Source organism: Cuniculiplasma divulgatum (assembly GCA_031200235.1).
Lineage (GTDB): Archaea > Thermoplasmatota > Thermoplasmata > Thermoplasmatales > Thermoplasmataceae > UBA509.
Genome location: CP133595.1, coordinates 892644 through 916138 on the forward strand (window position 1 = coordinate 892644; position 23495 = coordinate 916138).

General features: G+C 41.3%; 31 protein-coding genes. 24 read left to right on the forward strand and 7 right to left on the reverse strand.

Annotated features, from left to right (window positions below):
• Positions 1–35: 35 nt before the first annotated feature.
• Positions 36–3065: a DUF3427 domain-containing protein gene (locus RE469_04745; protein WMT45507.1), complete on the reverse strand. Its 3030-nt coding sequence runs from the start codon at positions 3063–3065 to the stop codon at positions 36–38.
• 727 nt (positions 3066–3792) lie between these two features.
• Between RE469_04745 and istA the strand changes: the two genes are divergently transcribed.
• From istA to RE469_04780, 7 genes are all read left to right on the forward strand, one after another.
• Positions 3793–4965, forward strand: coding sequence for an IS21 family transposase (gene istA, locus RE469_04750; GenBank protein WMT45508.1), 1173 nt, complete (start codon positions 3793–3795; stop codon positions 4963–4965).
• Between the two features lie 78 nt (positions 4966–5043).
• Positions 5044–5559 carry an IS21-like element helper ATPase IstB gene (gene istB, locus RE469_04755; protein WMT45638.1) on the forward strand — a complete coding sequence of 172 codons (516 nt, stop codon included), beginning with the start codon at positions 5044–5046 and terminating at the stop codon, positions 5557–5559.
• A complete protein-coding gene (locus tag RE469_04760; protein WMT45509.1) occupies positions 5552–6004 on the forward strand; it encodes a hypothetical protein in 453 nt (150 codons plus the stop codon). The genes istB and RE469_04760 overlap by 8 nt, the downstream gene beginning before the upstream one ends.
• Before the next feature lie 212 nt (positions 6005–6216).
• Positions 6217–6444 carry a CopG family transcriptional regulator gene (locus tag RE469_04765; GenBank protein WMT45510.1) on the forward strand — a complete coding sequence of 76 codons (228 nt, stop codon included), beginning with the start codon at positions 6217–6219 and terminating at the stop codon, positions 6442–6444.
• On the forward strand, positions 6441–6824 hold the full coding sequence (locus RE469_04770; protein ID WMT45511.1) for a type II toxin-antitoxin system VapC family toxin: 384 nt from the start codon (positions 6441–6443) through the stop codon (positions 6822–6824). The genes RE469_04765 and RE469_04770 overlap by 4 nt, the downstream gene beginning before the upstream one ends.
• Before the next feature lie 157 nt (positions 6825–6981).
• The gene (locus tag RE469_04775) at positions 6982–7428 is read left to right on the forward strand and encodes a hypothetical protein (protein WMT45512.1); all 447 of its coding nucleotides are present in this window, start codon (positions 6982–6984) and stop codon (positions 7426–7428) included.
• Positions 7429–7605: 177 nt separating this feature from the next.
• A complete protein-coding gene (locus RE469_04780; GenBank protein ID WMT45513.1) occupies positions 7606–8811 on the forward strand; it encodes an IS110 family transposase in 1206 nt (401 codons plus the stop codon).
• Between the two features lie 539 nt (positions 8812–9350).
• Here the strand turns inward: RE469_04780 and RE469_04785 are convergent.
• Positions 9351–9575, reverse strand: coding sequence for a hypothetical protein (locus tag RE469_04785; GenBank protein ID WMT45514.1), 225 nt, complete (start codon positions 9573–9575; stop codon positions 9351–9353).
• A gap of 422 nt (positions 9576–9997) precedes the next feature.
• On the opposite strand from RE469_04785, the gene RE469_04790 reads away from it, so the two are divergent.
• The 6 genes from RE469_04790 (at position 9998) to RE469_04815 (ending at position 12454) form a co-directional block, all read left to right on the forward strand.
• Positions 9998–10210 (forward strand): antitoxin VapB family protein, encoded by a 213-nt coding sequence (locus tag RE469_04790; GenBank protein WMT45515.1) that lies wholly within the window; start codon positions 9998–10000, stop codon positions 10208–10210.
• Positions 10207–10611: a type II toxin-antitoxin system VapC family toxin gene (locus RE469_04795; GenBank protein WMT45516.1), complete on the forward strand. Its 405-nt coding sequence runs from the start codon at positions 10207–10209 to the stop codon at positions 10609–10611. The genes RE469_04790 and RE469_04795 overlap by 4 nt, the downstream gene beginning before the upstream one ends.
• 92 nt (positions 10612–10703) lie before the next feature.
• Entirely contained in the window at positions 10704–10922 is a 219-nt protein-coding gene (locus tag RE469_04800; GenBank protein WMT45517.1) for a hypothetical protein, read from the forward strand.
• Positions 10919–11173: a type II toxin-antitoxin system RelE/ParE family toxin gene (locus tag RE469_04805; protein WMT45518.1), complete on the forward strand. Its 255-nt coding sequence runs from the start codon at positions 10919–10921 to the stop codon at positions 11171–11173. Before RE469_04800 ends, RE469_04805 begins: the two co-directional genes overlap by 4 nt.
• Before the next feature lie 190 nt (positions 11174–11363).
• Positions 11364–11735, forward strand: coding sequence for a nuclear transport factor 2 family protein (locus tag RE469_04810; protein WMT45519.1), 372 nt, complete (start codon positions 11364–11366; stop codon positions 11733–11735).
• 458 nt (positions 11736–12193) lie between these two features.
• Positions 12194–12454 (forward strand): antitoxin VapB family protein, encoded by a 261-nt coding sequence (locus RE469_04815; GenBank protein ID WMT45520.1) that lies wholly within the window; start codon positions 12194–12196, stop codon positions 12452–12454.
• Positions 12455–12810: 356 nt separating this feature from the next.
• Here RE469_04815 and RE469_04820 read toward each other — a convergent pair whose 3' ends face one another.
• Positions 12811–13209, reverse strand: a complete 399-nt coding sequence (locus RE469_04820; protein WMT45521.1) for a hypothetical protein — start codon at positions 13207–13209, stop codon at positions 12811–12813.
• A gap of 337 nt (positions 13210–13546) precedes the next feature.
• Entirely contained in the window at positions 13547–14578 is a 1032-nt protein-coding gene (locus tag RE469_04825; protein ID WMT45522.1) for a hypothetical protein, read from the reverse strand.
• A gap of 262 nt (positions 14579–14840) precedes the next feature.
• On the opposite strand from RE469_04825, the gene RE469_04830 reads away from it, so the two are divergent.
• Both RE469_04830 and RE469_04835 read left to right on the forward strand, forming a co-directional pair.
• Positions 14841–15077, forward strand: a complete 237-nt coding sequence (locus RE469_04830) for a hypothetical protein (protein WMT45523.1) — start codon at positions 14841–14843, stop codon at positions 15075–15077.
• Positions 15074–15481 (forward strand): PIN domain-containing protein, encoded by a 408-nt coding sequence (locus RE469_04835; protein WMT45524.1) that lies wholly within the window; start codon positions 15074–15076, stop codon positions 15479–15481. The genes RE469_04830 and RE469_04835 overlap by 4 nt, the downstream gene beginning before the upstream one ends.
• Positions 15482–15584: 103 nt before the next feature.
• Here RE469_04835 and RE469_04840 read toward each other — a convergent pair whose 3' ends face one another.
• Positions 15585–17459, reverse strand: a complete 1875-nt coding sequence (locus RE469_04840) for a DUF2075 domain-containing protein (protein WMT45525.1) — start codon at positions 17457–17459, stop codon at positions 15585–15587.
• A gap of 233 nt (positions 17460–17692) precedes the next feature.
• Between RE469_04840 and RE469_04845 the strand changes: the two genes are divergently transcribed.
• Both RE469_04845 and RE469_04850 read left to right on the forward strand, forming a co-directional pair.
• A complete protein-coding gene (locus RE469_04845) occupies positions 17693–17860 on the forward strand; it encodes a hypothetical protein (GenBank protein WMT45526.1) in 168 nt (55 codons plus the stop codon).
• An 88-nt stretch (positions 17861–17948) separates the two neighbouring features.
• Complete coding sequence (locus tag RE469_04850) at positions 17949–18578, forward strand: transposase (protein WMT45527.1); 630 nt, start codon at positions 17949–17951, stop codon at positions 18576–18578.
• 177 nt (positions 18579–18755) lie between these two features.
• Here RE469_04850 and RE469_04855 read toward each other — a convergent pair whose 3' ends face one another.
• Together RE469_04855 and RE469_04860 are read right to left on the reverse strand one after the other, a co-directional pair.
• Positions 18756–19010: a type II toxin-antitoxin system RelE/ParE family toxin gene (locus RE469_04855; GenBank protein WMT45528.1), complete on the reverse strand. Its 255-nt coding sequence runs from the start codon at positions 19008–19010 to the stop codon at positions 18756–18758.
• The gene (locus RE469_04860; protein ID WMT45529.1) at positions 19010–19231 is read right to left on the reverse strand and encodes a hypothetical protein; all 222 of its coding nucleotides are present in this window, start codon (positions 19229–19231) and stop codon (positions 19010–19012) included. Before RE469_04860 ends, RE469_04855 begins: the two co-directional genes overlap by 1 nt.
• A gap of 861 nt (positions 19232–20092) precedes the next feature.
• Between RE469_04860 and RE469_04865 the strand changes: the two genes are divergently transcribed.
• From RE469_04865 to RE469_04895, 7 genes are all read left to right on the forward strand, one after another.
• On the forward strand, positions 20093–20263 hold the full coding sequence (locus RE469_04865) for a hypothetical protein (GenBank protein WMT45530.1): 171 nt from the start codon (positions 20093–20095) through the stop codon (positions 20261–20263).
• Entirely contained in the window at positions 20260–20514 is a 255-nt protein-coding gene (locus RE469_04870) for a type II toxin-antitoxin system RelE/ParE family toxin (protein WMT45531.1), read from the forward strand. The genes RE469_04865 and RE469_04870 overlap by 4 nt, the downstream gene beginning before the upstream one ends.
• An 88-nt stretch (positions 20515–20602) precedes the next feature.
• Complete coding sequence (locus RE469_04875) at positions 20603–20959, forward strand: hypothetical protein (protein ID WMT45532.1); 357 nt, start codon at positions 20603–20605, stop codon at positions 20957–20959.
• A gap of 78 nt (positions 20960–21037) precedes the next feature.
• Positions 21038–21493 carry a hypothetical protein gene (locus tag RE469_04880; GenBank protein ID WMT45533.1) on the forward strand — a complete coding sequence of 152 codons (456 nt, stop codon included), beginning with the start codon at positions 21038–21040 and terminating at the stop codon, positions 21491–21493.
• Between the two features lie 241 nt (positions 21494–21734).
• Positions 21735–21971 carry a hypothetical protein gene (locus RE469_04885; protein ID WMT45534.1) on the forward strand — a complete coding sequence of 79 codons (237 nt, stop codon included), beginning with the start codon at positions 21735–21737 and terminating at the stop codon, positions 21969–21971.
• Positions 21968–22375, forward strand: a complete 408-nt coding sequence (locus tag RE469_04890) for a PIN domain-containing protein (protein ID WMT45535.1) — start codon at positions 21968–21970, stop codon at positions 22373–22375. The genes RE469_04885 and RE469_04890 overlap by 4 nt, the downstream gene beginning before the upstream one ends.
• A 278-nt stretch (positions 22376–22653) precedes the next feature.
• Positions 22654–23472 (forward strand): DUF4396 domain-containing protein, encoded by an 819-nt coding sequence (locus RE469_04895; protein ID WMT45536.1) that lies wholly within the window; start codon positions 22654–22656, stop codon positions 23470–23472.
• The last annotated feature ends 23 nt before the right edge of the window (positions 23473–23495 follow it).

Consider the following 23495-nt stretch of genomic DNA (forward strand, 5'->3'; position numbering starts at 1 on the left):
CTTACACAACATCTCTTGACCAGTTCTGGCCTGTGTCAGGCCGGCACCATGACGTTGGTGTATGCAAGAAATCTTGCTGGAATTGGTCTGTCAAGCTTCCACACAACATTCATTGGCCTGCTTCCGGTGTGGCTCAGGTAACTGGCAGTTCCAAGAAACGTATATGGAGAGGCACCTGCCATATCTTCCCGGTTTTCCCGCACAAAGAGAACAATCTTTCCACCGTTCCTGCTGTGGTTCACATACCTCTGCCCCGTAGCTGAATCTTCTGAAGTTGTGCTCTGGCTCTGCCAGTGAAATAGCGAATCGCTTATGGAATAATCCCTGTACATGGTGGACGGAGAGTAGTGCTCTTCCGATTTGTTCAGGGTGATGAACAGCAGGTCAATTTTCTTGTCTGGAATGTATTTCACTCCTTCCCTGACATTTCCAGGCGTCAGATAATCAAAGGCCACAAGAATCTGGTCTCTGGTATAGTTGCAGTGGAGATACAGTGGCGATTCAAATCCAAGGTCGACAGGCTCATCCACAAAGTCAATGCTGTTGAGGTTGTACCGGAGGATTTCCAGTAACTCAGCAAACATGTTGCTGTTGTCCCTTATCTTAATGAGCCCGTCCATTACGTCAGTGAATCCACACATCCCGGGGCTTTTCTGCCATACTGTGAAGTGAAACATCATGAGCATCCTGTATTTCTCAGGTTCAAGCTTCTCTACGTCGAGAGAATCCAGATCATCAAGAGCGCTGATGAGAAACTCAAGCCACTTCCTTGAATTTATTGAACATATGCGCGAGAAAGCCTTGGTCATGACCTTTTCCAGTGGCTCATTAAAATCTTCAATTATGCCAGCCCTTTCCTTAAGTCTGTAGAAACTGTACCTTCCATAAATTTCACGGATATCCATGTGATAGTAACTGAGAAAATTTTCCAGCGAAAGATCCAGTGACGTGCTATCATGGAATGATGAAATCCTTGATATCATACCGGAAAGTGTGCCGATGGATTCCTTTATATTCTTCAGTATAAATTCTGTGGCCCTTCGCTCAAGTTGAATATAGCAGCCTGTTGGGACTCCAGGAAATCCGTTCTTTATCTCATTTACAATACCCCTGCTACTCTTGCCTAAGAGGGCCTTGAACTTGGATTCAAAATCATACCTGTGGTTTGCCTGCCCAACAAAATCCAGAACAGTCAGGCATTCTTTGTCTTCGGTGATCCTGAGGCCACGCCCAAGCTGCTGCAAGAAAACGGTCAGACTTTCCGTGGGCCTGAGGAAAAGAATTGTGTTTATCTCAGGAATGTCCACTCCCTCATTGTAAATGTCCACAACAAAAATAAACCTGATTTTCCCTGATGTTAGAGCCTTTCTGGCGGTGAACCTCTCATCATCAGATGAATCTGAAGTCAGTGTCATTGAGGCAATTCCTGCTTCATTGAACTGCCTGGCCATGAAGGCAGCATGAACTTTGGAGACACAGAACCCAAGACCCCTGACGGTCCTTATATCTGAGATGTATTTCATCACAGAATCAATTATGAGTGTTGCACGTGTAATCCCCCACCCATTTTCATCAGTGTAGAGTTTTTCAATCTCAGAGCTGTCATAGCCTCCCCTTGTCCAGTGCAGTTCCTGGAGGCTCACAGGATCAGTTATGACAAAATACTGGAAAGGGCTCAGCAGCTTTCTGTCAATGGCTTCCGGCAATCTGATTTCCGCAGAGATGCGGTTCCCGAAATAGCCAAGTATATTTCTGCCATCCATACGTTCCGGTGTTGCTGTAAGTCCCATGAGGACCTTCGGATGATAATATTCTAGAAGCTTCTGGTAGCTTGCTGAAGCCGCATGGTGAAATTCGTCTATCACTATATAATCATAATAATATGGGTCTGCCTGGCGGAACAGCTCCTGTGAATTGAATGACTGGATACTTACGAAAAGATGTTCCAGGCTGGATGGTTTGAAATTCCCCACCATCAGTTCTCCGAAATTATAATCCCTGAGAATTCCACGGAAACAATCAATGCTCTGTCTGAGAATCTCCTCACGGTGTGCCACAAAAAGGAGCCGGTGCCTCCCATTTTTCACTTCACTGCGGAATTTTCTATAATCAAATGCGGATATGACCGTTTTTCCTGTGCCGGTTGCAGCAACCACGAGATTCCTGTAATTGTTGTGCACCAGCCTCTCAGCTTCCAGTTTCTCCAGGATCTCCATCTGATATGTGTATGGATGTATTTCAAAAAGGAATGGAGCAGCAGTTCCTGATTCTCTGCCCTTTTCCGCGTCTATTGCCCTGATGAATCTTGATCGGTCTTCAGGGCCGTACGGTTCAAAATCCTTTGAGTTCCAATAGGTTTCAAATGTCGCATTGACCTTCTGCATGGTGCTGGCCATGTCCTTCTCAGTAACCTTAACGTTCCACTCCAGCCCACTGGACACCGCGGCATTGGAAAGATTTGATGATCCCACGTAGGCTGTTGAAAAGCCATTTTCTCTTTTAAATATATAAGTTTTGGCATGCAGCCTTGTTCTCTGGGTGTCATAGGAAATTCTAATCTCTGTATTTGGGAGTCTGCTGATCTCTTCCACGGCCTTTATGTCTGTTGCACCCATGTATGAGGTTGTTATTACCCTCAACTTTCCTCCCCGGGTTGTGAAATCTCTGAGGTCATCAATAATAAGCCGCAGACCGCTCCACCTTATAAAGGAAACAAGCATATCCACGGAATCGCAGGACCGTATCTCCCTTTTCAGCTCTGAATAAAGGCTGGGCTCACCAAGAGATCCCGTGAAAATGGAACTCCTGGAGATGGACGATTCTGGCCTTACAATTGCATGATTCTCTGGTGTTCCGTCGGCCTCAGAGATCCTTTCTGTAACGGACAGTAATTTCTCTCCTAGCTCATGAATCAGGAACTCATCCATTTTAAGCCCATTCTTCTGGAGATTCATGGATTCGAGTGATCTGTTCAGCACAGAAACAAGGTCGCTGATGCCCGCGCCTTTTTCTCTCAGGACCTCAAGATATTTTTCAATGGTTTCAGCCACATAGGAGGCCAGCATTCTCGAGGCCTCTTCTCCTTCTATTTTTGCTTTATTTATGATTTTTGCACTCTGTGATTCGATTTCATCATGTATTAGATGGTTGATTACTTGTTCATAGATTCCGGGTTTAAGCACTTCATTTCAATAGAATAACTCCATATTAATATAGTGTAAACGAGTGGGAGTAAATTGAGGACAGAGGTAGCCGTATCACCAGTAAAAGTTGATGAACAGCTAAGAGCAAAAGCAATCTCTAAGAAGTTTATTGAAACTTCCTGTTTTAAAGGTCAGATGTATTATGTCTCTTCACCTGTAAGTTTCTGCGCCAAAAGATGAGAAAACGTAACTGGACAGAATTCACCTGCCATTTACACAAATGGGCCTGTCGGGATTTGACTGAGGTTTTAAATGAACGCATTGAATAGGCAGAATAACGAAGCAATCTTGCTGTTGGTTTTGTGAAAAGTTATATGATGTTTAAACAAAAACATATGTTTGCCAAAAACCATCATCATCAAAAAGTCAGTGTACGATGAATTAAAAGCATTCATAAAGGATAACGAGAGTTTCCGAGCTTCTGGACAGATTGATCAAATCACAGAGCAAGAAGGGCTGTCCTTTGTAATCGCCGGTTGATTTTTGTGCATTTTCGCCGGAATAAAAGTGATCCAGATCGCCGGTTTAATTCTGATCCATTTCCTCATTTGGAAGAGGGTCTGAATTGTACCGTTTGGAGGTGTGGAGAATGATCAGGAATATGAAGGATAGGGGAATGAGCAACAGGGAGATCGCAAGGGACCTCGGCATATCAAGGAACAAAGTCAGTAAACTGCTGAGGACAACCAGACTGGCGAACCACAGGCAAAGGAAGAGGGGATCAAAGCTTGATCCGTACAGAGACAGGATACGTGCACTCATAGATGAACACAACCTTTCAGCTGTCAGGATACTTGAGGAGATCAGGAAGATGGGATACCATGGCGGATACACAATACTGAAGGAGTACTGCCATGACCTCAGAAAGGATCGCAGGATACAGGCAGTATACCGCTATGAGACAGATCCGGGGAAACAGTCACAGGTTGATTTCGGTGAGTTCGGCCATATTGACATGGACGGAAAGAGAAGGAAGCTGTATGCCTTCTCCAGGATACTGGGATATTCCCGTATGCGGTATGTGGAATTCACCACTGACATATCCACTGAGAATATCATAAGGATGCACCTGAATGCATTCTCATTCTATGGAGGATTCACAGACACGATACTGTATGACAACATGAAGCAGGTTGTCATCGACAGAAAACTGAAAGCCTCAGAATCCAGGTTCAACCCGAAATTCATGGATTTCGCAGAGTACTATGGTATTGTTGTAAGGCTCTGCTATCCATACACGCCGGAGACAAAAGGCAAGATAGAGAGCACAATAAAGTATGTGAGAAACAACTTCTGGGCAGGCAGATCATTTGAATACCTATCAGACATAAATGTTCAGTGCCGGGAATGGCTGAGGAAGGTCAATGCCCAGGTACATGGAACAACACATGAAATACCTTTAGAGAGGCTGAAGGATGAGAAGCTCAACCCCCTGTCGACAGTACCGGCATACATGACAAGGAAGGAGGAGATCAGGAAGGTCTCAAGGGACTGCTATGTTTCATACAGGGGAAACAGGTATTCCGTTCCCTGGAAACATGCCGGAAGGGAATGCAGGATCATTGAGGAATCGGCACTTGTGAAAATAGAGATCGATTCCACCATTGTTGCTGATCATGCCATTCTCACGGGAACAGGAAGGATATCAAGGAATAAGGAACATTTTGAAGGCCTTCTGAAAGCAGTGAAGGAGGAGAATTCTGCAATATACGGGCAGATGGTGGAAACACGCGACCTGAAGAGATACGAGGAGGTGGCTTGATGGATTCATACCAGAGAGTGCATGAGTATCTTTCAAAGCTTGGCCTGACCACCATTGAGAACACCATTGATTCGTACCTTGAAACATCCCATGACCATGAGGTTCATGCACAACACAGAGAATGTTGTATTCCTGGGACCACCAGGCGTGGGGAAGACACACCTATCGGTGGCACTTGGAATGCGTGCAATCATGTCAGATATTCCGGTATATTACATATCAGCCATGAAACTGGTGCAGACACTTAAGAGAGACTATGATCTGAAGAGACTGGAATACAGGATAAAGACATATTCCAGGTTCAGGCTCATGATAGTGGACGAGATCGGATACCTGCCACTGACAGGGGAGGAATCCAATCTGTTCTTCCAGTTTGTTTCATCCAGGTATGAGAAGAGATCCACGATATACACAAGCAACAAATCTTTCAGCGAATGGGGCGAAATACTTGGAGATTCAGTGATGGCTTCTGCAGTCCTTGACAGGATACTGCACCACTGCACTGTCATAAACATCAAGGGTGAATCATACAGGCTGAAGGACAGGAGAAAGAATTCTTTACAGACAGAAAGAAGACGTGAAAAGAATGAGTGAAAAGTTATATGGGGTGGATCAATTTTATCCTGGCGATTTTGCACAAATCTTGACCGGCGTTTACACACAGTTATGGCTGGGTATGACGATCAATCTTGAGGTAAACATTCCGGTAAAATATCTTGGGGCAGTTCAGTCCCTAGCGTATTTTGAAAATCACTTTGGTTTCATACTTGCTCATATTGTCACTGGATTCGCCATTCTTGTTACTTCATTTGCAATTCTTTTCCTTTCTTATAAAACTCAGTTCTTGTCCTTGAGAATATGTGCAATCGTCATTTTTGCTGGAGTCGTAGGAGCAATAACAAATGGAATACTCTTCTTGATGTCCGGACAATTCTTCGGTTGGTCCATAGGAATGGCTATGAGTGCTGTCAGCGTTCTGATAGTTTCCGCAATCAGTTTATATTTCATAGGATGCAATATCCAGATTGGGCGGACTTAAGATTCAAAACAGACACATCTTATAACGTGTTGCCATGCCCAGAATAGGGTCTATGCAGATCTGATTAGGAGAATTGAACGAATACGAAGGTGATGTGTATAGCAGTTCTAGCAGATGTAAAGGTCTCTCGCCTCTAGGAATTCCATTTTTTTTCACTTTGGATTACAAATTGCAATACATAATTTTAAAATAAGCGTAGTCTATTATATAGTATGAAAACGTATACCACAGTTTCTGCAAAGATATCAGAAGAAGAGAGAGAGGAGTTAAAGAAACTTGGACTGAATCCAACAGCAATTATTAGAAAGGCAGTTCAGGAGGAAATCAGGAAAGCCAGAAGTAAAGATCTAATTGAGAAAATGAAAAGGGTAGCACCTATAATCTCTAAATTAAAGTTAGATGAAGTAGTTTCAGACCTCAGGGAAGACAGGGAAAGATGAACCTGCTGGACGCTTCCGCAATTTTCAACCTCTTTCAAAGTGGTAAGTACAGTGCACTCACAAACGGGGCCACGAATCCTCTTGCCAAGTACGAGATAGGGAACATTCTTTGGAAGAGTCATAAAATAAGAAATAGAATTTCAAAGGAAGAAGCAATGGAATCTGGCACTGTTCTATTTGAATTGATTGATTCAATGGAGCAGATCGTGTCACCACCAGCTTCTGTGTTGAGTTTGTCATTAGAGGAGGGTCTGACATTCTACGATTCATCATATCTCGTATCTGCTATCGAATCGGGATACGATTTTGTAACTGACGACTTGAAACTGCATAAGATTGCAAGCTTGAAAGTTACAACGCGAAAAAGCCTGGATCTGTAACTAGTCCATTATTACTGATTTTTTAACGAGATAATTGTGCATGATCGCAACTATGGGCCAGTCATTATTTGCTTAGCGATTTAAGCGAATACCGTAATTTAAGACATAAGAACGGAATGATCTTGTATATTTGTGCAATTTATAAATAGAAGATTCTATGGCAAAAAAGGACAAGGTCAACGCTGGCTTCACGGATGAAGAAAAATTGGCTATGGCAGAGAGAGCAAAGGAGCTGGCTTCAATCAGAAAGAAGGTATCTAAACCGAATCTTGAGGATTCTGAAAAAGAGGTACTATTAAAGTTTTCAGAAATGGGTGAACCCGATCGAACAATTGCAACAAACTTGCATGCTTTAATTAAGGAGATAGATGCAAGACTTACTCCGCGAACATGGTACGGTATGCCAGCCTACGAGAAAAATGGTTCAGTTCTTTTGTTTTTTCAGGAAAGACGTAAGTTTAAAACGAGATATGCCACCGTTGGTTTTAGTGGTAAAGCGAACCTTGATAACGGGACCATATGGCCTAACGCATTCGCGGTAGTTGAGTGGAACTATGAAGTTTGTAAGAGGTTAAAGGAGTTAATTACAATAGCAATTTCTTAGATGTCATGAAAAAAGTTCTTTTGGCCACGCTTTCATGACGATGTTAGCGTGAGAGCCGGAGAGGCAGCAGAGTTTAGACTTGACCTGCGAGGTCGCAACTTAGATTTGCTGCCCTTCGCCTCGACATAATACCCTGAAACAAGGGTGAATAGAAGGCTGTCGAGATTACTCCGACTCATGCTCCCACACAAACCACTGGAGGTGGTCTGGATATACATAGGACTTGATATACATAAACGTACCGTATCTGTTACGGAAATGGATAATGAGGGGAATGTGAATGAACAGTATGATATGGGCAACAGCGCATCATCATGGGAGGGGTTCAGGGCAAGATATGCTGTTGCGGATACTGAGATTGCCCTGGAGGTATCCACAACTGGGAAGTATGTTGCCCGGAAGCTCAGGGACATGGGATTCCACACACATATGGCAGATCCGTCCACACTGGCACTCATATTCAGGACTGCGAAGAAGAACGACAGGGAGGATTCCTACAAATTAGCAAAGCTCCTGAGGTTAGGGGAACTCCCTGAGGTGCATCTCCCCTCCAGGTACTCTGATGATCTGAGATCACTCGTCAGGTACAGAAGGTCACTTGGAGAGGCCATAACCATGATCAAGAACAGGGTTCATGCCATCCTGGCATCTGCAGGCATAAGCATTGATGCAACTGACATATTCGGAAAGAAGGGGATGAAATGCATTCTGGGATCAGTGGATAGCATTTCCACTGCCCAGAGATTCGTCCTCGCTGATCTGCTGGATCAGATAGCATACCTGATGGGGAAAGAGACCATGGTGGAGGATGAGATATCCAGATCTGTCATGAATGACAGGAACGTGAATCTCCTCATGACAATTCCCGGTATGGGCATATATTCATCAGCTGCAATCATGTCAGAGATAGATGACATATCCAGATTCGATTCAAAGGAGAAGCTTGCATCATATGCCGGCCTTGTTCCAAGGCAGGACCAATCCGGGAATCGTGACATAAAGGGTCACATATCCAAGCATGGACCCTCCATGCTCCGATTCATAATGGTGAATGCAGCACATATTGTCATCAAGTACAGCGAACGGATGAGGAAGAAGTATCTCAGCCTTGTACGGAGATTGGGGAAGAACCGTGCAATTGTTGCAATTGCAAGGATACTGCTTGAGACCATTTACACAATGCTGAAGAAGGGAGAGCATTTCGTTGACCAGATAGATACATTGACAGAGAGGAAGATAGCATCCATGAGATCAAGGGCAGTAAAGCCCTCCCAGACCATCACCCTGGAAGATCGCATGAATGTGCTCAGGAATGTTCAGAAGGAGAGGCTGAAGAGAAATGGCAATGAAGGAAAGATAAATAAGGCCAATGCCATGACATGAATGTCATAGAACTTTTTTCATAGAAGTCAAAACATATCCTTCATACTGTGAATCCGAAACGTACTGTTTAATGTTTTAGGTGAACACTACCTTTCATACCTCACGCCGATTTCTCGATCGATGGCGATAATGCAATTATTTGCAGATATACGTGTAAATTGTACAAATAGTCTGATATAAGTAGGATAGGTGAAGTTAGATGATAAGAGTCATTATAGTAGAGTGGGAATCTATTATAGCGGCTTAAGGAGGGAAAGCTTCTTGGTGAGTTCATCAAAAACCAAATTCCTTTTTTCAGTGCTCAATCGAAATACCGTTTTGATTATGGCCTCCTTTGTAATGGTAAAAGTGTAATTTAATCACACTATCCTGGGCAGCTCCTTCACTTTTCAATATACTTATGCCACTCATCCTGGTGTTGGTTGTTATCCCGGCAATGACAATGTTGCCAAGTTCCTCGAATAATATGAGGTGCAGGCCGAATTTTAAAGTCATCTGAATCAGTGAATTTTACTCTTGTTAATATGACATCTCCAGGCTCAGGCATGTTCCCACCCTGAGTAGCCGCCTTCTCCCCATAGCTCTTTCATCCTCTCTTCCTGAGCCTTCTGCACAAATGTTTCAAACTCACCATTCTCTCTCACACTTTCTATAAGATTGAGAATTATCTCACTATAGGTCTCCCGCTGATATCTTTTAAACTTTTTAAGCTCATCTACAACCGACCTATCCAGTTGAATTGTTGTTATGCCTGATCTTGACACTATGTGCTATCTATATTTTGTGTATAATGATTTATACCCTCTAATATAGTACATTAAGACTCGTCATTGAATTATATGGAATATAAATCGACCTCAAGTAACCTGATTTCCTTAAATCACGCTTTATAAATTCTATTTTGAATCACTAACACGTTCAAAGGAAAAGCCTGCGTTCAGTCTATGCTTTTACCTATAAGCAAATTCAGTTATAGCCAGAGTGGACCTGTTCGGATTTGATTAAAATTTTAAGTTAATACTAAATGGTTACTAAATATCTGTATTGTGCTGGATAATCGGTAGGTATTACATCTCTTTCAGGATTGATTAATATTTCTGACAAACAAGATAAATAGGGTACAATGAAACAATCTCATCTATAATATTGGAAAAAATAATAATGTGTTTAAACATAAACACATGCCATGCCTAAAACTATAACTATCAAAAAGTCAGTGTATGATGAATTGAAAAGGTTCAAGAAAGAGAATGAAAGTTTTAGTGATCTTCTCGACCGGCTTGTTAAATCACAGAGTAAGAAAGATCTAATCAGGTCATTAAGGGGAAGCATTGAGTTTGAAGATAAGAATGATCTACTTACGGATTTAAAAAAGAAAAGGTGGGAGAAAGGAAATTGATTCTTCTAGACACTGACGTCATCATAGAAATTCTGGATAGGGAATCAGACAAAGGCGATGAACTAATGCTTAAAATCATCGAAAGCGGGGAAGAATACTGCACGAGTTCAGTGAACATGCATGAGGTTCTTTACGGTATGGAAAAATACTCCAAAAATTCCAGTCCGGTTCTGCAAATACCAACTCTGGACTTCACTAAAAAAGATAGCGAACTATCAGCTGTTTTGGAGTTGAGCGCGGAAAGAAAAGGAAAAGCAGTTCCAAGAATGGATTCCATTATTGCTTCCATAGCAATTAACAACGGCTGCTCACTTTATACTCTGGATGAACATTTTGAAGTTTTTACAGCGGATGGTCTCAAGCTGTTCACAGGGGGTTCGAATGAACCGGTCAGGGTTTGATAAAGTTTTAAGGGAATACCTGAAATTTCTGAAGATATTGATGAAAAATCATAAATACTGTGGTGCATTATAGAGTGATATAGTGGTTCCAAATGCCTACAACAATACAGGTCAGTGAGAAGTTGCAAAAAGAACTTGCCAAGCGTAAAATGTATGACAAGGAAACTTACGAAGAAGTAATCTGGGACCTCATGGAAGATGCACTGGAGCTTGATGAAGAAACTAAGAAAGAGATAGCTCAGGCTCGACAGGAGATCAAGGAAGGTAAATATCACACCATAGAAGAGGTCAAGAAGGATCTGGGACTTTGACCTATGAAGTGCTTTTTTCAGATCTGGCCTTAAAGCAACTTAGAAAACTAGACCAGGAAGCCAGGCAGAGAATAATTGCAACGATCGAACGGATCAGGGTAAGACCCGACGCTTATGTCAAGAAACTCGTTGGTGACGAGGGATACAGGCTTAGAGTGGGAAATTACAGGGTGATCTTGGACTTGGACAAAGAGAAATTGATTATTCTGGTGTTAAGGATAGGTCATAGGAGGAACGTTTATGATTTGTAAGCTAGTTCACTGTTATCTTGATTCTTTTATTCAGAGTCAGATTGTCACCACGAAAACACTTCTGAATAAACATGTCATGAATCAAATCAATGAAAGCGAGCTGGACATCGAGGATGGGAAGGTGAGAAATGTCAGAGATTTTCTTGAGGAACTCTGACGCAAGCACTAGTGCTAGGCCAAGGGTGTAAAGATGACTCAGAAAAATGAACTTGAAGAGAAACTCACAAATTTCTTCAATGCAGAAAATGATCGGGACTGGAAACTATATGAATCGTTTCTCTCGGAAGATGTCCAGTGGATTTCATACGGTCCCCCCAAACGAAAGGTTGTGTCCGGAAAAAAGGATTATATCAAGACGATGATCAGAGCCTATCGGAACATACCAGAAAGATTCAGTGTTTTGAACATGGTTTCAGACATAGAAAGTGGAGTCGTGATTGCAGAGCTTGAACTACGCTCAAGAAGATCAGTTGATATATTTGAGTTTGAAAATGGTCTGATAAAGAGAGAACGTGAGTACTATGACGATACCCTCTGGTTGGAACCCGAGGATAAACCTTAAAAAAATTCTGGAATCCGGGGCAAACTTGGTATAAACTAAGTTAACAGAATGGACCGGTAGGTATTTGATTATAGCTTTAAGCGAATACTGAACCTCCAGGATTTACAGGTAAAATTATTTCTTTTGTCCGCCCAATAAATAAGTGGGATACTGACTGGAATCCCCCACAAGATCATTTAAGGCAACCTCCTTAACTTACTTTTTCTTAGGTGCGGTAAGGTCTTCGAAGTGGAGTTCACTCATGCCATTGACATAAACTTATATCACACAATAAAAATGACTGGACAAATATATGCTGTGTGAGCATACCACATTTGAGAAGCTTTAGAAAGCTAAGGCGCCGTTATTCCGAGAACACATTTGTGGAAATGAGAGAATGGAGAAAACGGATTCCAATTTAGCTCTTAAAACTTTTAATCAACTTAAAGTTTAATAACTATTGCTACCCATTGTTGCCTATGGTAACAACAGTTCAGATTGACAACGAGCTTAAAGAAAGACTTAACCGCCTGAAAATACATCCAAGAGAATCTTACAATGATTTGATTTCCAGACTGGTAGACTCTTACTCTCCCGAAGTAGCAAGTAGAGAATCACTGATCGAGACTCTCGAGATTCTTTCTGATCCGGAAATGATGAGGGGAATTGCTCAAGGGCTAGAAGATATAAAGGCAGGGAGGGTAAAGACTCTCGATCAAATCAGCAAGGAGCTATACTGATATTGCCTTTTGAAGTCGTCCTCTCAGCACAATCAGAGGAATTTATCAGGAAAACTGACAAAGCTGCCAGAGACAGGATTATCAAATCGCTTCAAAAGCTCGAAGATGAACCTTAGAAAGGGAAACCGCTGACCTCAATTTTGACAGGCTTGTGGAGTCTTTAGGATTGGGGACTACGGGGCGATCTATCAGATCAAAAACAACGAGTTAATAATTCTTGTAATTAAGATTGGCCACAGAAAGAATGTGTATTGATAATTTATGTCTGATAGACCGACCTGGATTTGGTTAGAGTTTTAAGCGAATACTTTCAGATATTCTCTAATAACCTTATGGCCATTCAATTTATTGTTTCATCAAATAAGAGACAATAATTTTTTGACCAATGCTTTTCCTTCCCTATGAGGAATGCGGTCAAAAGTTGAATTATCCTCTATAATCCCACACTCCAAGAAGTCCCGCAAGAAATCAAATCCGGATATGACTGAAGACAACAAATCAAATCTGGCAAACTGAAATGCATCACTCTGAAGTAACGCAATGATATCACCACAATCCTTGGTGAATTTCTCACTTAAGTGATCCTTGTCCGGGATATTTTCAAGCGATAAGTCATAATGTCTATCCCATGCCTCCTTTAACTTTAGCAGGAGGAGCATTGAGATCTCTGGTACTATGACTTTGAACTCAGGCTCAAATGAGTATGAAATATTCCTTGGAGCAGTCTCGTATTCTATTTCCAGAAAATTGAGCAATTTACTCGTTCCGTGGAATTGATCTTTCTTTGGCAGAAAGTCAAGATAAATCTTTCCAGAACCAAAATTCTTTAAATATAGTATGTTTCCTGCAGAATCCCTTTCTCTGCTGTAATGACGGGCAGAGTACAGATGTCTCTTTAATGTGTCTTTGAAACGACCAGTTGCAATGAAATCGATATCGAGTGAATATTTCCAGGGATTAAACGAATGGACTGCCCAACCACCTATGAGGACGACGTCGCCTTGCCTGTAATTTCTGTTAGCAATGCTCTAGTCGGAAATGTACCTGAGCTATTCGAAGGAGCCTCTGGCCAGAGTAATATCTTCGGCTCCTTCATTGCCCAAGCTTATTCACCAGATCCCTTGCGGCAATACGCCCATCTGCTCCTAATCCTGCAAGATCCAGTATGTTCTGGCACATATCAACAACCCGTATGCCATTAAACATGGTGGTGGATTTCATGATATCTCTCTCCGGTACATACACCTTCAAGCGACATCCGCCAGCTTTCCCATCGGAAAAGGATCTAATGACCCCCCTGTCGGATGGATTTATTAGGTAGATATATGCAGTATCCTCTCTCATTATTGATGAACCATATGAAACGGCAGACGAATGGGCAGTGAAAGCATAATCAATTCCAAGCCTGTTGAGATTAAGCGCGACTTCATTTATACACTGGGTTGCTGTACTGAAATTCGTGATTATAGTCTCCACGAGCAGGCCATCAAGGGCTCTTTCCCACGAGACCACATTGAAAAGTCTGTCCAGATCTTTTACTCTCAAACCGTAATCTACAGTTATTATTCCGGCATTTTCTAACCTATGAATTACGTAATTTGCCCACCCATATGAAACACTGGTTTTTCTAGAAATAGAAAGGATATTGGATGGCTTGTCAGCCAGTAATGAGCAGACAATTTTCCACGCCTTTTCGGAAGTAAGCCTTAACGGACCCGTTTTTACGTGTTGGGAAGAAGCGTTCAACCCAGACCCAGTTGCCATCTCTGACAAATACTGATACAATTTTGGAGGGACAAGTAATATTTCTACACCAAGCTTGTTAGCAAGCTCTTGAATGCTGTATTTTATTGTCTTTCCGGCACAAACCAGTCTTACCTCCTTCGCACCCACCGCTTGTTTATTTATTAAGTGTGAAAGGGCATATATTCTGTATATGGTGTCTTCATTTATTCTAGACTTAATTTCTACAAGAGTCATAGTATCTTTCGATTCAATTGCCAAATCTATAAGCAATTCCCTTTCTCCTACAGATATCGGATACGACCGGTCTACTTTTGCATAAGGTGAGATCTTGAGTTTCTCAAGTATAAACTGATAGATTGGTTCTAGATTTTCATTCATCCCTGTATCTGTATTCAGTGATACTTTATTAATATATCACTGATAACTATCACTTAATGGGGATATCTTAAATATCTATCAGTGATAAAAATTCAATGAATAAAAACTAGTGGATCGGTCGGTATTTGCTTAAAGTCCTAAGCGAACATTCTGAAATATGATTTCCAGACGAAAAATATAGTGCGCTTTTGAAGGGGAGTGTTTGAACTGTATCCATGACAGTTTACCGTTAAATGTTCATATGGTGTGATGATTAGCATTCATGGTCAAAACCACCATAAACCTGGACGAAGAGATCTACGCTGAAATCATCAAGGAATCCATAGAAAAATATGGCAGCACAAAGAATATGTCGAAGATCATTAACCAACGCCTCAGGAACAGGATGAACACTACAGGGAAACGTAAAGTGCGAATTACCTTCAAGGCAAAAGAGAATCTTTCATCTCTGGATGCGGACAAGGAGATAAGGGAGGGATGGGAGGAAAGCAATAAATGACGGTCCTAGTTGACACCAGTGTTCTGGTGTATGATACCATAGAGAATTCCCCGCATCATGATAGTGCTAGTGAGCTTATCGATGAGTCAAATGATCCCATAATAAATTCGCTGTCAATTGTTGAACTTGGTTTTGTGCTTCCAAGGTATGGAATAGATAATGAAAGTGTTCGAATGAAGATAGAGGAATTATTGCAAAGTGATTATTTCACAGTCTCCTGGCTTTCTGGAAAGATGATGGAAAAAGTATCCTCTTTCATGGCTGAAAACAAGCTGAGTTTCAGAGATTTCAATGACTGGATAATAGCGTATGATGCAAATTCGAGAAAGGTACCTTTAGTCACTTTTGATAAAATACTGCAAAAGCAATGCAAAAAGCTTGGTATCCAAGTTATTGAGATCTAGTTTGATGAATGGGCCGGTCTGGATTTGAACCCGAGGTCTCCTGCTTTTGAAGCTGCTAATTGGAAATCCAGGTTTTATTGGTTCTCATATGTTTCTGTAAAAATCACTCCATTCGTGTCTTAAAGAACCTCTCGGTGTCTTTGTCGACAAAATAGACATAGCATCCTTCCATACCTCGCGAAAGGAGTATTCGGTATATGTTTTTCACATAGGTGATGAATCTTTCTTTTGATCGGGCCGCTGCGGGGTCCTTTGAATTCTCAGGATGGGCTTCCCATTTTTGTCCGTCTAGGTTGTACTTCAGATCAAGACCAAAAATTACCCCTACATAATCAAACTCAAATCCTTGTGCTGTATACACACATCCAATTTGATGGATTCCATTTGGGTCGTGGGCCCATAAGGTCTCCTTCGGAATTCCCTCTCCCAATCTTCGTGAACTGACTCCTGACTTTGCATTCCATGGTCTTTTAAAGTCACCTATAGAAACATCTGGAACGAGCTGTCCATTCTCCATTGGATCAGACCATTCCCAACAGAAGCCAGCTACAATTCTGGCTTTTTTACCGCTTTCAGATTTTTCCATAATTGCGCGTTCAAGGGATTCCGGAGACTGAAAAATCCTAAAGTCAAAACTGTCATTACCAGACCAGATAACGTCTGCGGTTTTTTCAATTCCAAGTGTATTGTTAATCCAGCTTACAAATGCATCCGACCCCTGGCATCTGAATTGTGCCTGCAGCTTGAATTTGAGGACATTAGACCCCATTTGGTTGGCATGTTCCTCAATATACTGAACGGTCCCCACCTCATTGGGGCGTATGATCTGAAGATTATCTACAAAAAATACAGGTACCTTTGCGGCATTTATTATCTGATCGACGATCGGAGTGTCAACTCTGTCCTCTTTTCTTGTAAATCTATCGAGATTTTTAGGCCACATTCTATGGGCTTCATCAGCTATCACAACATCAACTGCATCTCTTTCAGTTTTTCCATATTTATTGAAATGCATTAACTGCAAGGAACTTTTGTTTCCCAAGATTTTATTCAAAGTACCAGTAAATGCACGTGAACCGGTTACATAATGTGTATTATAGTGTCGTCCAGATAGTTTGCCCATCAGATTCATAGCTATAACTGATTTTCCAGTTCCCGGTCCACCCTCAATTATAATGGTTGTTTTCTTTCCATTCTTAAAACTCTTTTCCACAGCGTTAATTACCATGTCAAAGGCAACTAGTTGTTCATCCAGCAATGTATATTCATCTGAACCATTTATAATCGCTGCAATGTGGTCAAGCAACTTTTTGCTGGGCCTAATTTTCCCTCCTTCAACGCGGCTGAGCACTCTCATTCCATCACCGCCTGACAGTTTCTCAACCAGGTAATCACCAAGCTCCTTGACCTCATCCTTCGTGAAGATAGGAAAGTTGGAAATGAAAGGTTCAAATTTTACCGAGTAAATCTCATCTTCTGGGTTGTATGGATAATTATGCAGATATGAGCATGCATTGAGCAATATGGGCGATCTCCCTTCGTAGAAGGCAGTGTGGTAGTTCTGTAGATATTCTTTGTATTGTCCTACCTGCACAGATGGGTGAAGCACGTCCCTAAACCCACCATTTAAGATAGTCTTTAACTCACGCTCCCCATCTGATGGTTTGGTTGTCTGCCATTGTTTTAATTCCATTATTACTGCCTGATCCTTGTTTTGACCGTCTTTACCACACACAAGGCAATCCAAACGTTTGGAAGTTTGAGGGAGCCTATATTCTAGAATAACTCCATGGTCGTTCAATTTAGCTCGATCAAATATCATGGAAACAGATCTCAGTGAGTTCTGCCAGGAATTTACCTCAGACTGGCTTGGATTATAATGAAACTGTTCGAAGAAACTGATTTTTAGTTTGTCAGCAATTTTGTTATTGTAAACATCGTCAATAAATTGTTCACTGGATCCGGAATATAGTCGCATGTTAAGACACTTACACTATACCCTACTTTAATTTTTTTATAGCTGAATTATTTTGGACTGCAAATTCATTCGGTAACACAGTATATCTTGATAGCTACCCATCTGAGAGGTGGAGGAGAATTAGTCAATATTATGTAGAGTGTCTCGTATTTCATGAAGAGTCAGACAGATGTCGAACATTATTAACAGAATGAGAATATTGGGATATGCCCACACAGCATATCCCGTTGATTATGAAACTGATAGACAATATAGTTTCGCCCGATCAAAGGAGAAGAAAATATACAGATCGGCAGATTCTGAAGATTCTTGTGCTGCTGCAGATATTCGGAATATCGTATCGATCTGCCGGGGTATTCCTCATCAATCATGAGGAATATCTGACCATGATGGGGCCTTAAGGAAATACCAAGCTTCCAGACCCTGTCAAGGAGGGCGAGGAAATTTGATCTCCATGCAATAAACAGGGAGATCACATTCCTCTATTCCATGAAGGAATGCGCAGCAGTGGATTCCTTCATGATCCACACATGCAAGTATTCCACTGCAATGAGGAGGAAACACTGGGGAAATTACAAAGATCCTGAATCAGGATGGTCCAAGACCACCAAGGGATGGTCTTATGGCAGGAAGTGCCATATGTCACTGAATATAGATTCCCTCCTGATCATGGACTGGCTTGTTACTAAAGGAAACATGCATGATTCACGTGTATCCCATGACATGGTGGATTCTGTCAGAAACTTCTCCTATATTCTTGCAGACTCAGCATATGATACATCTGACATATACGATTATGTGTTTGAGAATACACATTCCATTCCTGTGATTGACACAAACAGAAGGAGAGGAATTATTCCTGAACGATTGTCCATGAACAGGGAAATAGGCATTGATCTCAGGAGGGAATACTCTTCTCTGTATTCCCTCAGGTGGGAGATTGAGCGAACACTCTCCATCCTTGAAGAGATAATGGAAACAGAGGATATCTGGTATGTCAGGAACAGATCATTCGATACTGCAATTGGTCTTAAGACAATTGCATACAATCTCATGATTGTATCAAACATCAAAATGGGAAATAGGCCAAGGGAGATAATGAAAATCGTCAGTTGTTAAATTGCGAGACACCCTACAATATTATGAAAAAATATCCATACCAACAGTGGAAACGTAAGGAGGGTGATAATATAGAGGAGAATCTTTATGCAAATTCCTTAATATTCAACGGTCCGTATTAGTCAAAAATGGACCGGTCGGGATTTGGCTAATGTTTTAAGGGAACACTATACAAACCTATCGTTCGTATATTCTGCTCCTGTGTCCCACCTTTAAGATCAGTATTCTAACAGATTCGTGCTTGATGTCAAGAATCACGCCATAATCTCCAACCCTAAGCCTGTAATATGGATATCTGACTAGTTTCTCGACAAACCTTTCAGGGTTTTGATAAAGCTGACCCACTTTCTCGTGAATTCTTTTGGCAATGGATCGGTCTAAACTTCTCATCTGATCTGCAGCCTTGATTGACCATATGATTTCGTATTCCATCAGAGGCCAAGATCCTTTTTCAGTTTCTCATGTGTGACGAACTTGCCAGATTCAATTTCCTTTCTAGCTTCCTCTATATCTGCTATTGTCTCTTCACTAAGTTCACGAAGATCCTCCAGCATCCTTTCGATCACTTCTTCATAAGTTTCTCTTGGATGCAGCTTCATTGACTGTAATGTCTTCTTGGTCTCTTCCTTTATCTGGATCGTTGAAATAGTCACAGTTGTCTATAGTGTTCGATAGTATAAAGTTTTGTCGTATAGAGTTCTGTTGTTCAACCCTGACCTCTGGGATACTTAAAACCTCAAACTACCTTATATTCATTCGTCCTTGTGGATCCATAGAAGTTCTAAACGAGCTCATACACAATAAAACATGGCATTATCTTCAACTTGTAAAGCGAATTGCGTATTTCTGCATATATATTCGTAAAAAATAATCAATATGGTAGAGCAGCATGGCTCAAGAGTATAATTTGAAATGCCATAAACGTGGTAACGATTTCGACCTTAACTATGATCAACTAAATAGCTTCTCAGATACTAATGCAGGAATAACGTGGAAAGATGGCACCCACCGCTTTTCGTTCCCATTACCACATGTCTGATGATGGAAAACAACTCCCTACGTGGTAAGCTGGTAATACGGCATTTCATTTATGGGTGATTGGCATCTTTGTACCTTCGATAACTGCGCTTGTACTCGTCTATCTGTGGACCAAGGAGATACACAATTCCGATAAAAATGCCAGACGGAATAGAACTTACGAGGAGAATGAACAATCTAAGCCTCTAAGTTGACTCTATAAATCACAAGGTTTCTAAACATTAATGTGGAACGGACCGGTCGGGATTCGCTCAAAACATTAAGCGAATAATTTTGCAGTACTTGAAAAATAGGAAACACTTCATTATCTCACAATGAGTAAATATTACTCGACACCCATGTCTAAATGGGCTGAAAGAAAACTATTATATTGTGGTTATACATTAATTATATGATGGATATACATGGATTACACAACCATACAGATTAGCCGATCTACAAGAGAGAAATTGAATGGACTAAGAGCGCACAAAAGAATGACGTACGATGAGTTGCTGAATGCACTCATGTCACTGATTCCTGAGGGCGATGAGGAGGGATTTTACACTGAGGATTTCAGGGCTTCTCTACTTAGAGGGCTCCTGGATGTGAAAGAGAAGAAGATCCACACCACGGAAGAAGTCAAGAAACAGTTGGGAATCCAGTGACAGACTTTGAGGTTGAATATTCGGAGGAATCCCTTTTCCAGCTTCGGGGTCTGGAAGTTCCTGTAGCCAAACGGATTATCCGGAAAATTGAAAGCACAAGAAGCGATCCACACAGGTTCTTTGTGAGGTTAGTCGGAAGAACAGAATACAAGTTGCGAGTTGGTGACTATAGAGTGATTGCGGATATTGAAGAAAATAGAAGAGTGATAGTTGTCAGATCACTGGGTCATAGAAAGAACGTCTACAAGTGACCAGCCTCGTTTTTAATATGTGTGTTATTGTAATCATGAGAGTCAATTACTAAATGAATATAAACCGCGTACCTACAATATGCTTCACATGAGTAAGTCGCAAGTTAAATGCAAAAAGGCTGTTGCAATCGCCACAGCTCAAATGCTGTTTTACATAGATCCAAACGTGGATCCAACACAAGAGATAAGGGAGTTTATCAGCATTCTGAATGGGAACACGGATTCGATTGCAACTCCTTATGGCTGGACCTCAGGAGACGATGTTGCGAAGTTGATTTTAAAGGAGGGACTGGACACTGAAGAAGTAAAACGTAGGATTTTGCTATACAAAATCAGAAAGCGTTTAACTGACAGCAAAAATGAGAACGATCTTAAAAGCGCTCTTTCTGATTATCTATCCGATTATAGCTACACGTCAAAAACATATGACGGATTGGTCGACTAGATTCAGTTTTTTCCAAAGATTGCGCACAAGGATCTGGGTTCGGGACTTACCATAGACAATGAGAATATAGTGAATACCATGAAAACATTCACGGAAAAAGAAAGTCTTCTTCAAAATGTTAATGCGAGAATCTCCAAGAAGGACGCCTACTACAAATTAGGGGAGGAACTCGAAAAATATCTTAGCGATGCTGGACTGGAATACGGGATTGACTACACTGTCGCTGATTTTGAGTGCATAAATAAGAATTTTTTTTGGTTCAAGGTTTACATTGGAGACCGTAGAATCCTCGACTCGTTTGAAGGCACTCTTGAAGAATTAAAAGAAACCTTGCTGAAAGAACTGGAATTAGAGGCAAGGAATAAAGTGACCTGCCCATTCTGTGGAAGGAAGATAGTAAGGTATGTCGCCATGAATAAACTAAAAAACTGTGAATGTGGTGCAAGGATTGAGATTACCAACTATACCGAGGCCAGAGGAAGCACCATTCACATGAAGAGAAAAGCATCCTTTAGGAAATCGGATGGAATCTGATTGCTATCAATACGTTCTTTGAATAGGTAATAGCATACCAGGCAGGAGGAAAAGTTATACACAGAATATGAGAGAATTGGAATTTACAACGGATCGGATGGGAGTTGATTAAAGTCCTAAGCGAACATTCTGAAATATGATTTCCAGACGAAAAATATAGTGCGCTTTTGAAGGGGAGTGTTTGAACTGTATCCATGACAGTTTACCGTTAAATGTTCATATGGTGTGATGATTAGCATTCATGGTCAAAACCACCATAAACCTGGACGAAGAGATCTACGCTGAAATCATCAAGGAATCCATAGAAAAATATGGCAGCACAAAGAATATGTCGAAGATCATTAACCAACGCCTCAGGAACAGGATGAACACTACAGGGAAACGTAAAGTGCGAATTACCTTCAAGGCAAAAGAGAATCTTTCATCTCTGGATGCGGACAAGGAGATAAGGGAGGGATGGGAGGAAAGCAATAAATGACGGTCCTAGTTGACACCAGTGTTCTGGTGTATGATACCATAGAGAATTCCCCGCATCATGATAGTGCTAGTGAGCTTATCGATGAGTCAAATGATCCCATAATAAATTCGCTGTCAATTGTTGAACTTGGTTTTGTGCTTCCAAGGTATGGAATAGATAATGAAAGTGTTCGAATGAAGATAGAGGAATTATTGCAAAGTGATTATTTCACAGTCTCCTGGCTTTCTGGAAAGATGATGGAAAAAGTATCCTCTTTCATGGCTGAAAACAAGCTGAGTTTCAGAGATTTCAATGACTGGATAATAGCGTATGATGCAAATTCGAGAAAGGTACCTTTAGTCACTTTTGATAAAATACTGCAAAAGCAATGCAAAAAGCTTGGTATCCAAGTTATTGAGATCTAGTTTGATGAATGGGCCGGTCTGGATTTGATTAAAGTTTTAAGGGAACACCATAAATTCTTTTAAACCCAATGTGAATCTATTTTGTAGTGAAAACAAAGCATTTGTTGCTTTCTGTATGGTGGCATACGGCGTACTACACCTTCTAAGATATCACTGTATTAAGTTCTTTTGCTGGTGAAATTGGAAATACTTTATACCCACCTACAGTACCAGAAAAGAGTTAAGAACTCACATAGTCTAACATAATAGACCATAAGACCCAGAAGAAGTTGTGTGAAATGTATACCTCAGTTCTTGAAGGGGTGATATTGCTTTGGTTTGCGCTTGCATTTCCCTTTCTTATATTCGTAATCCTGGACATACGTTCCACCCCGGAGAACCCAATCCTTAAACTGGGATTTGTCTTGGTAACAGCTTATACAGGAGTTATAGGGGCTTTCCTTTATGTGGTAGGGTGCAGAGAGCCTCTACCTGGTCTTCATGAACGCTACGTTTCTGCAAGATGGAGACAGGTACTCGGGTCGACAATCCACTGCGTCGCAGGAGACGGCATAGGAATATTAGTGGGTGCGGTAATTAGTTCTGTAATACACGTTTCTCCATTTTTTGATGTGCCCATTGAATATTTTCTTGGTTTTCTTTTTGGATGGGCGATATTCCAGTCACTGTTCATGCGTGATATGGCAGGTGGTTCTTACAGGCGTTCTTTAGCTTCGACTTTTATACCGGAACTGCTCTCCATGAATCTGCTGATGACTGCAATGATTCCCATTTCCACTATCTCCTTGGCAAACCTTCCTGAAGGTCATAACCCGTTAGGAGTGGTGTTCTGGTTTATATTCTCCATGGCTCTCCTGGGAGGCTTAGGAATGGCTTACCCAATGAACTGGTGGCTGGTGTCAAGGCACCTTAAGCACGGCATGATGACTGTCAGGCCTAAAACACACGATTCAGAAAATATGACAAGCCAGCATATAGATATGCACCACATGAAAGAATCTCTTCCTGGTAGGAGGATCATATTGATAATGGCATCCATATCAATTCTGGCGCTAACCGCAGGAATAACGATTGCATGGCTTTTTGGCGGTCTGTAAATGTGTGTCGAAGTAAAATAAAA

Coding starts and splice junctions, on each gene's coding strand:
- RE469_04850 (WMT45527.1), top strand. CDS start 17,949: ATGAAGGAATGCGCAGCAGTGGATTCCTTCATGATCCACACATGCAAG.
- RE469_04880 (WMT45533.1), top strand. CDS start 21,038: ATGAAAACATTCACGGAAAAAGAAAGTCTTCTTCAAAATGTTAATGCG.
- RE469_04825 (WMT45522.1), bottom strand. CDS start 14,578: ATGAATGAAAATCTAGAACCAATCTATCAGTTTATACTTGAGAAACTC.
- RE469_04865 (WMT45530.1), top strand. CDS start 20,093: ATGACGTACGATGAGTTGCTGAATGCACTCATGTCACTGATTCCTGAG.
- RE469_04780 (WMT45513.1), top strand. CDS start 7,606: ATGCTCCCACACAAACCACTGGAGGTGGTCTGGATATACATAGGACTT.
- RE469_04815 (WMT45520.1), top strand. CDS start 12,194: ATGGTAACAACAGTTCAGATTGACAACGAGCTTAAAGAAAGACTTAAC.
- RE469_04775 (WMT45512.1), top strand. CDS start 6,982: ATGGCAAAAAAGGACAAGGTCAACGCTGGCTTCACGGATGAAGAAAAA.
- RE469_04790 (WMT45515.1), top strand. CDS start 9,998: ATGCCTAAAACTATAACTATCAAAAAGTCAGTGTATGATGAATTGAAA.
- istA (WMT45508.1), top strand. CDS start 3,793: ATGATCAGGAATATGAAGGATAGGGGAATGAGCAACAGGGAGATCGCA.
- RE469_04895 (WMT45536.1), top strand. CDS start 22,654: ATGTATACCTCAGTTCTTGAAGGGGTGATATTGCTTTGGTTTGCGCTT.
- RE469_04765 (WMT45510.1), top strand. CDS start 6,217: ATGAAAACGTATACCACAGTTTCTGCAAAGATATCAGAAGAAGAGAGA.
- RE469_04810 (WMT45519.1), top strand. CDS start 11,364: ATGACTCAGAAAAATGAACTTGAAGAGAAACTCACAAATTTCTTCAAT.
- RE469_04855 (WMT45528.1), bottom strand. CDS start 19,010: ATGGAATACGAAATCATATGGTCAATCAAGGCTGCAGATCAGATGAGA.
- RE469_04760 (WMT45509.1), top strand. CDS start 5,552: ATGAGTGAAAAGTTATATGGGGTGGATCAATTTTATCCTGGCGATTTT.
- RE469_04840 (WMT45525.1), bottom strand. CDS start 17,459: ATGCGACTATATTCCGGATCCAGTGAACAATTTATTGACGATGTTTAC.
- RE469_04770 (WMT45511.1), top strand. CDS start 6,441: ATGAACCTGCTGGACGCTTCCGCAATTTTCAACCTCTTTCAAAGTGGT.
- RE469_04800 (WMT45517.1), top strand. CDS start 10,704: ATGCCTACAACAATACAGGTCAGTGAGAAGTTGCAAAAAGAACTTGCC.
- RE469_04830 (WMT45523.1), top strand. CDS start 14,841: ATGGTCAAAACCACCATAAACCTGGACGAAGAGATCTACGCTGAAATC.
- RE469_04885 (WMT45534.1), top strand. CDS start 21,735: ATGGTCAAAACCACCATAAACCTGGACGAAGAGATCTACGCTGAAATC.
- RE469_04745 (WMT45507.1), bottom strand. CDS start 3,065: ATGCTGGCCTCCTATGTGGCTGAAACCATTGAAAAATATCTTGAGGTC.
- RE469_04890 (WMT45535.1), top strand. CDS start 21,968: ATGACGGTCCTAGTTGACACCAGTGTTCTGGTGTATGATACCATAGAG.
- RE469_04835 (WMT45524.1), top strand. CDS start 15,074: ATGACGGTCCTAGTTGACACCAGTGTTCTGGTGTATGATACCATAGAG.
- RE469_04845 (WMT45526.1), top strand. CDS start 17,693: ATGAAACTGATAGACAATATAGTTTCGCCCGATCAAAGGAGAAGAAAA.
- RE469_04875 (WMT45532.1), top strand. CDS start 20,603: ATGAGTAAGTCGCAAGTTAAATGCAAAAAGGCTGTTGCAATCGCCACA.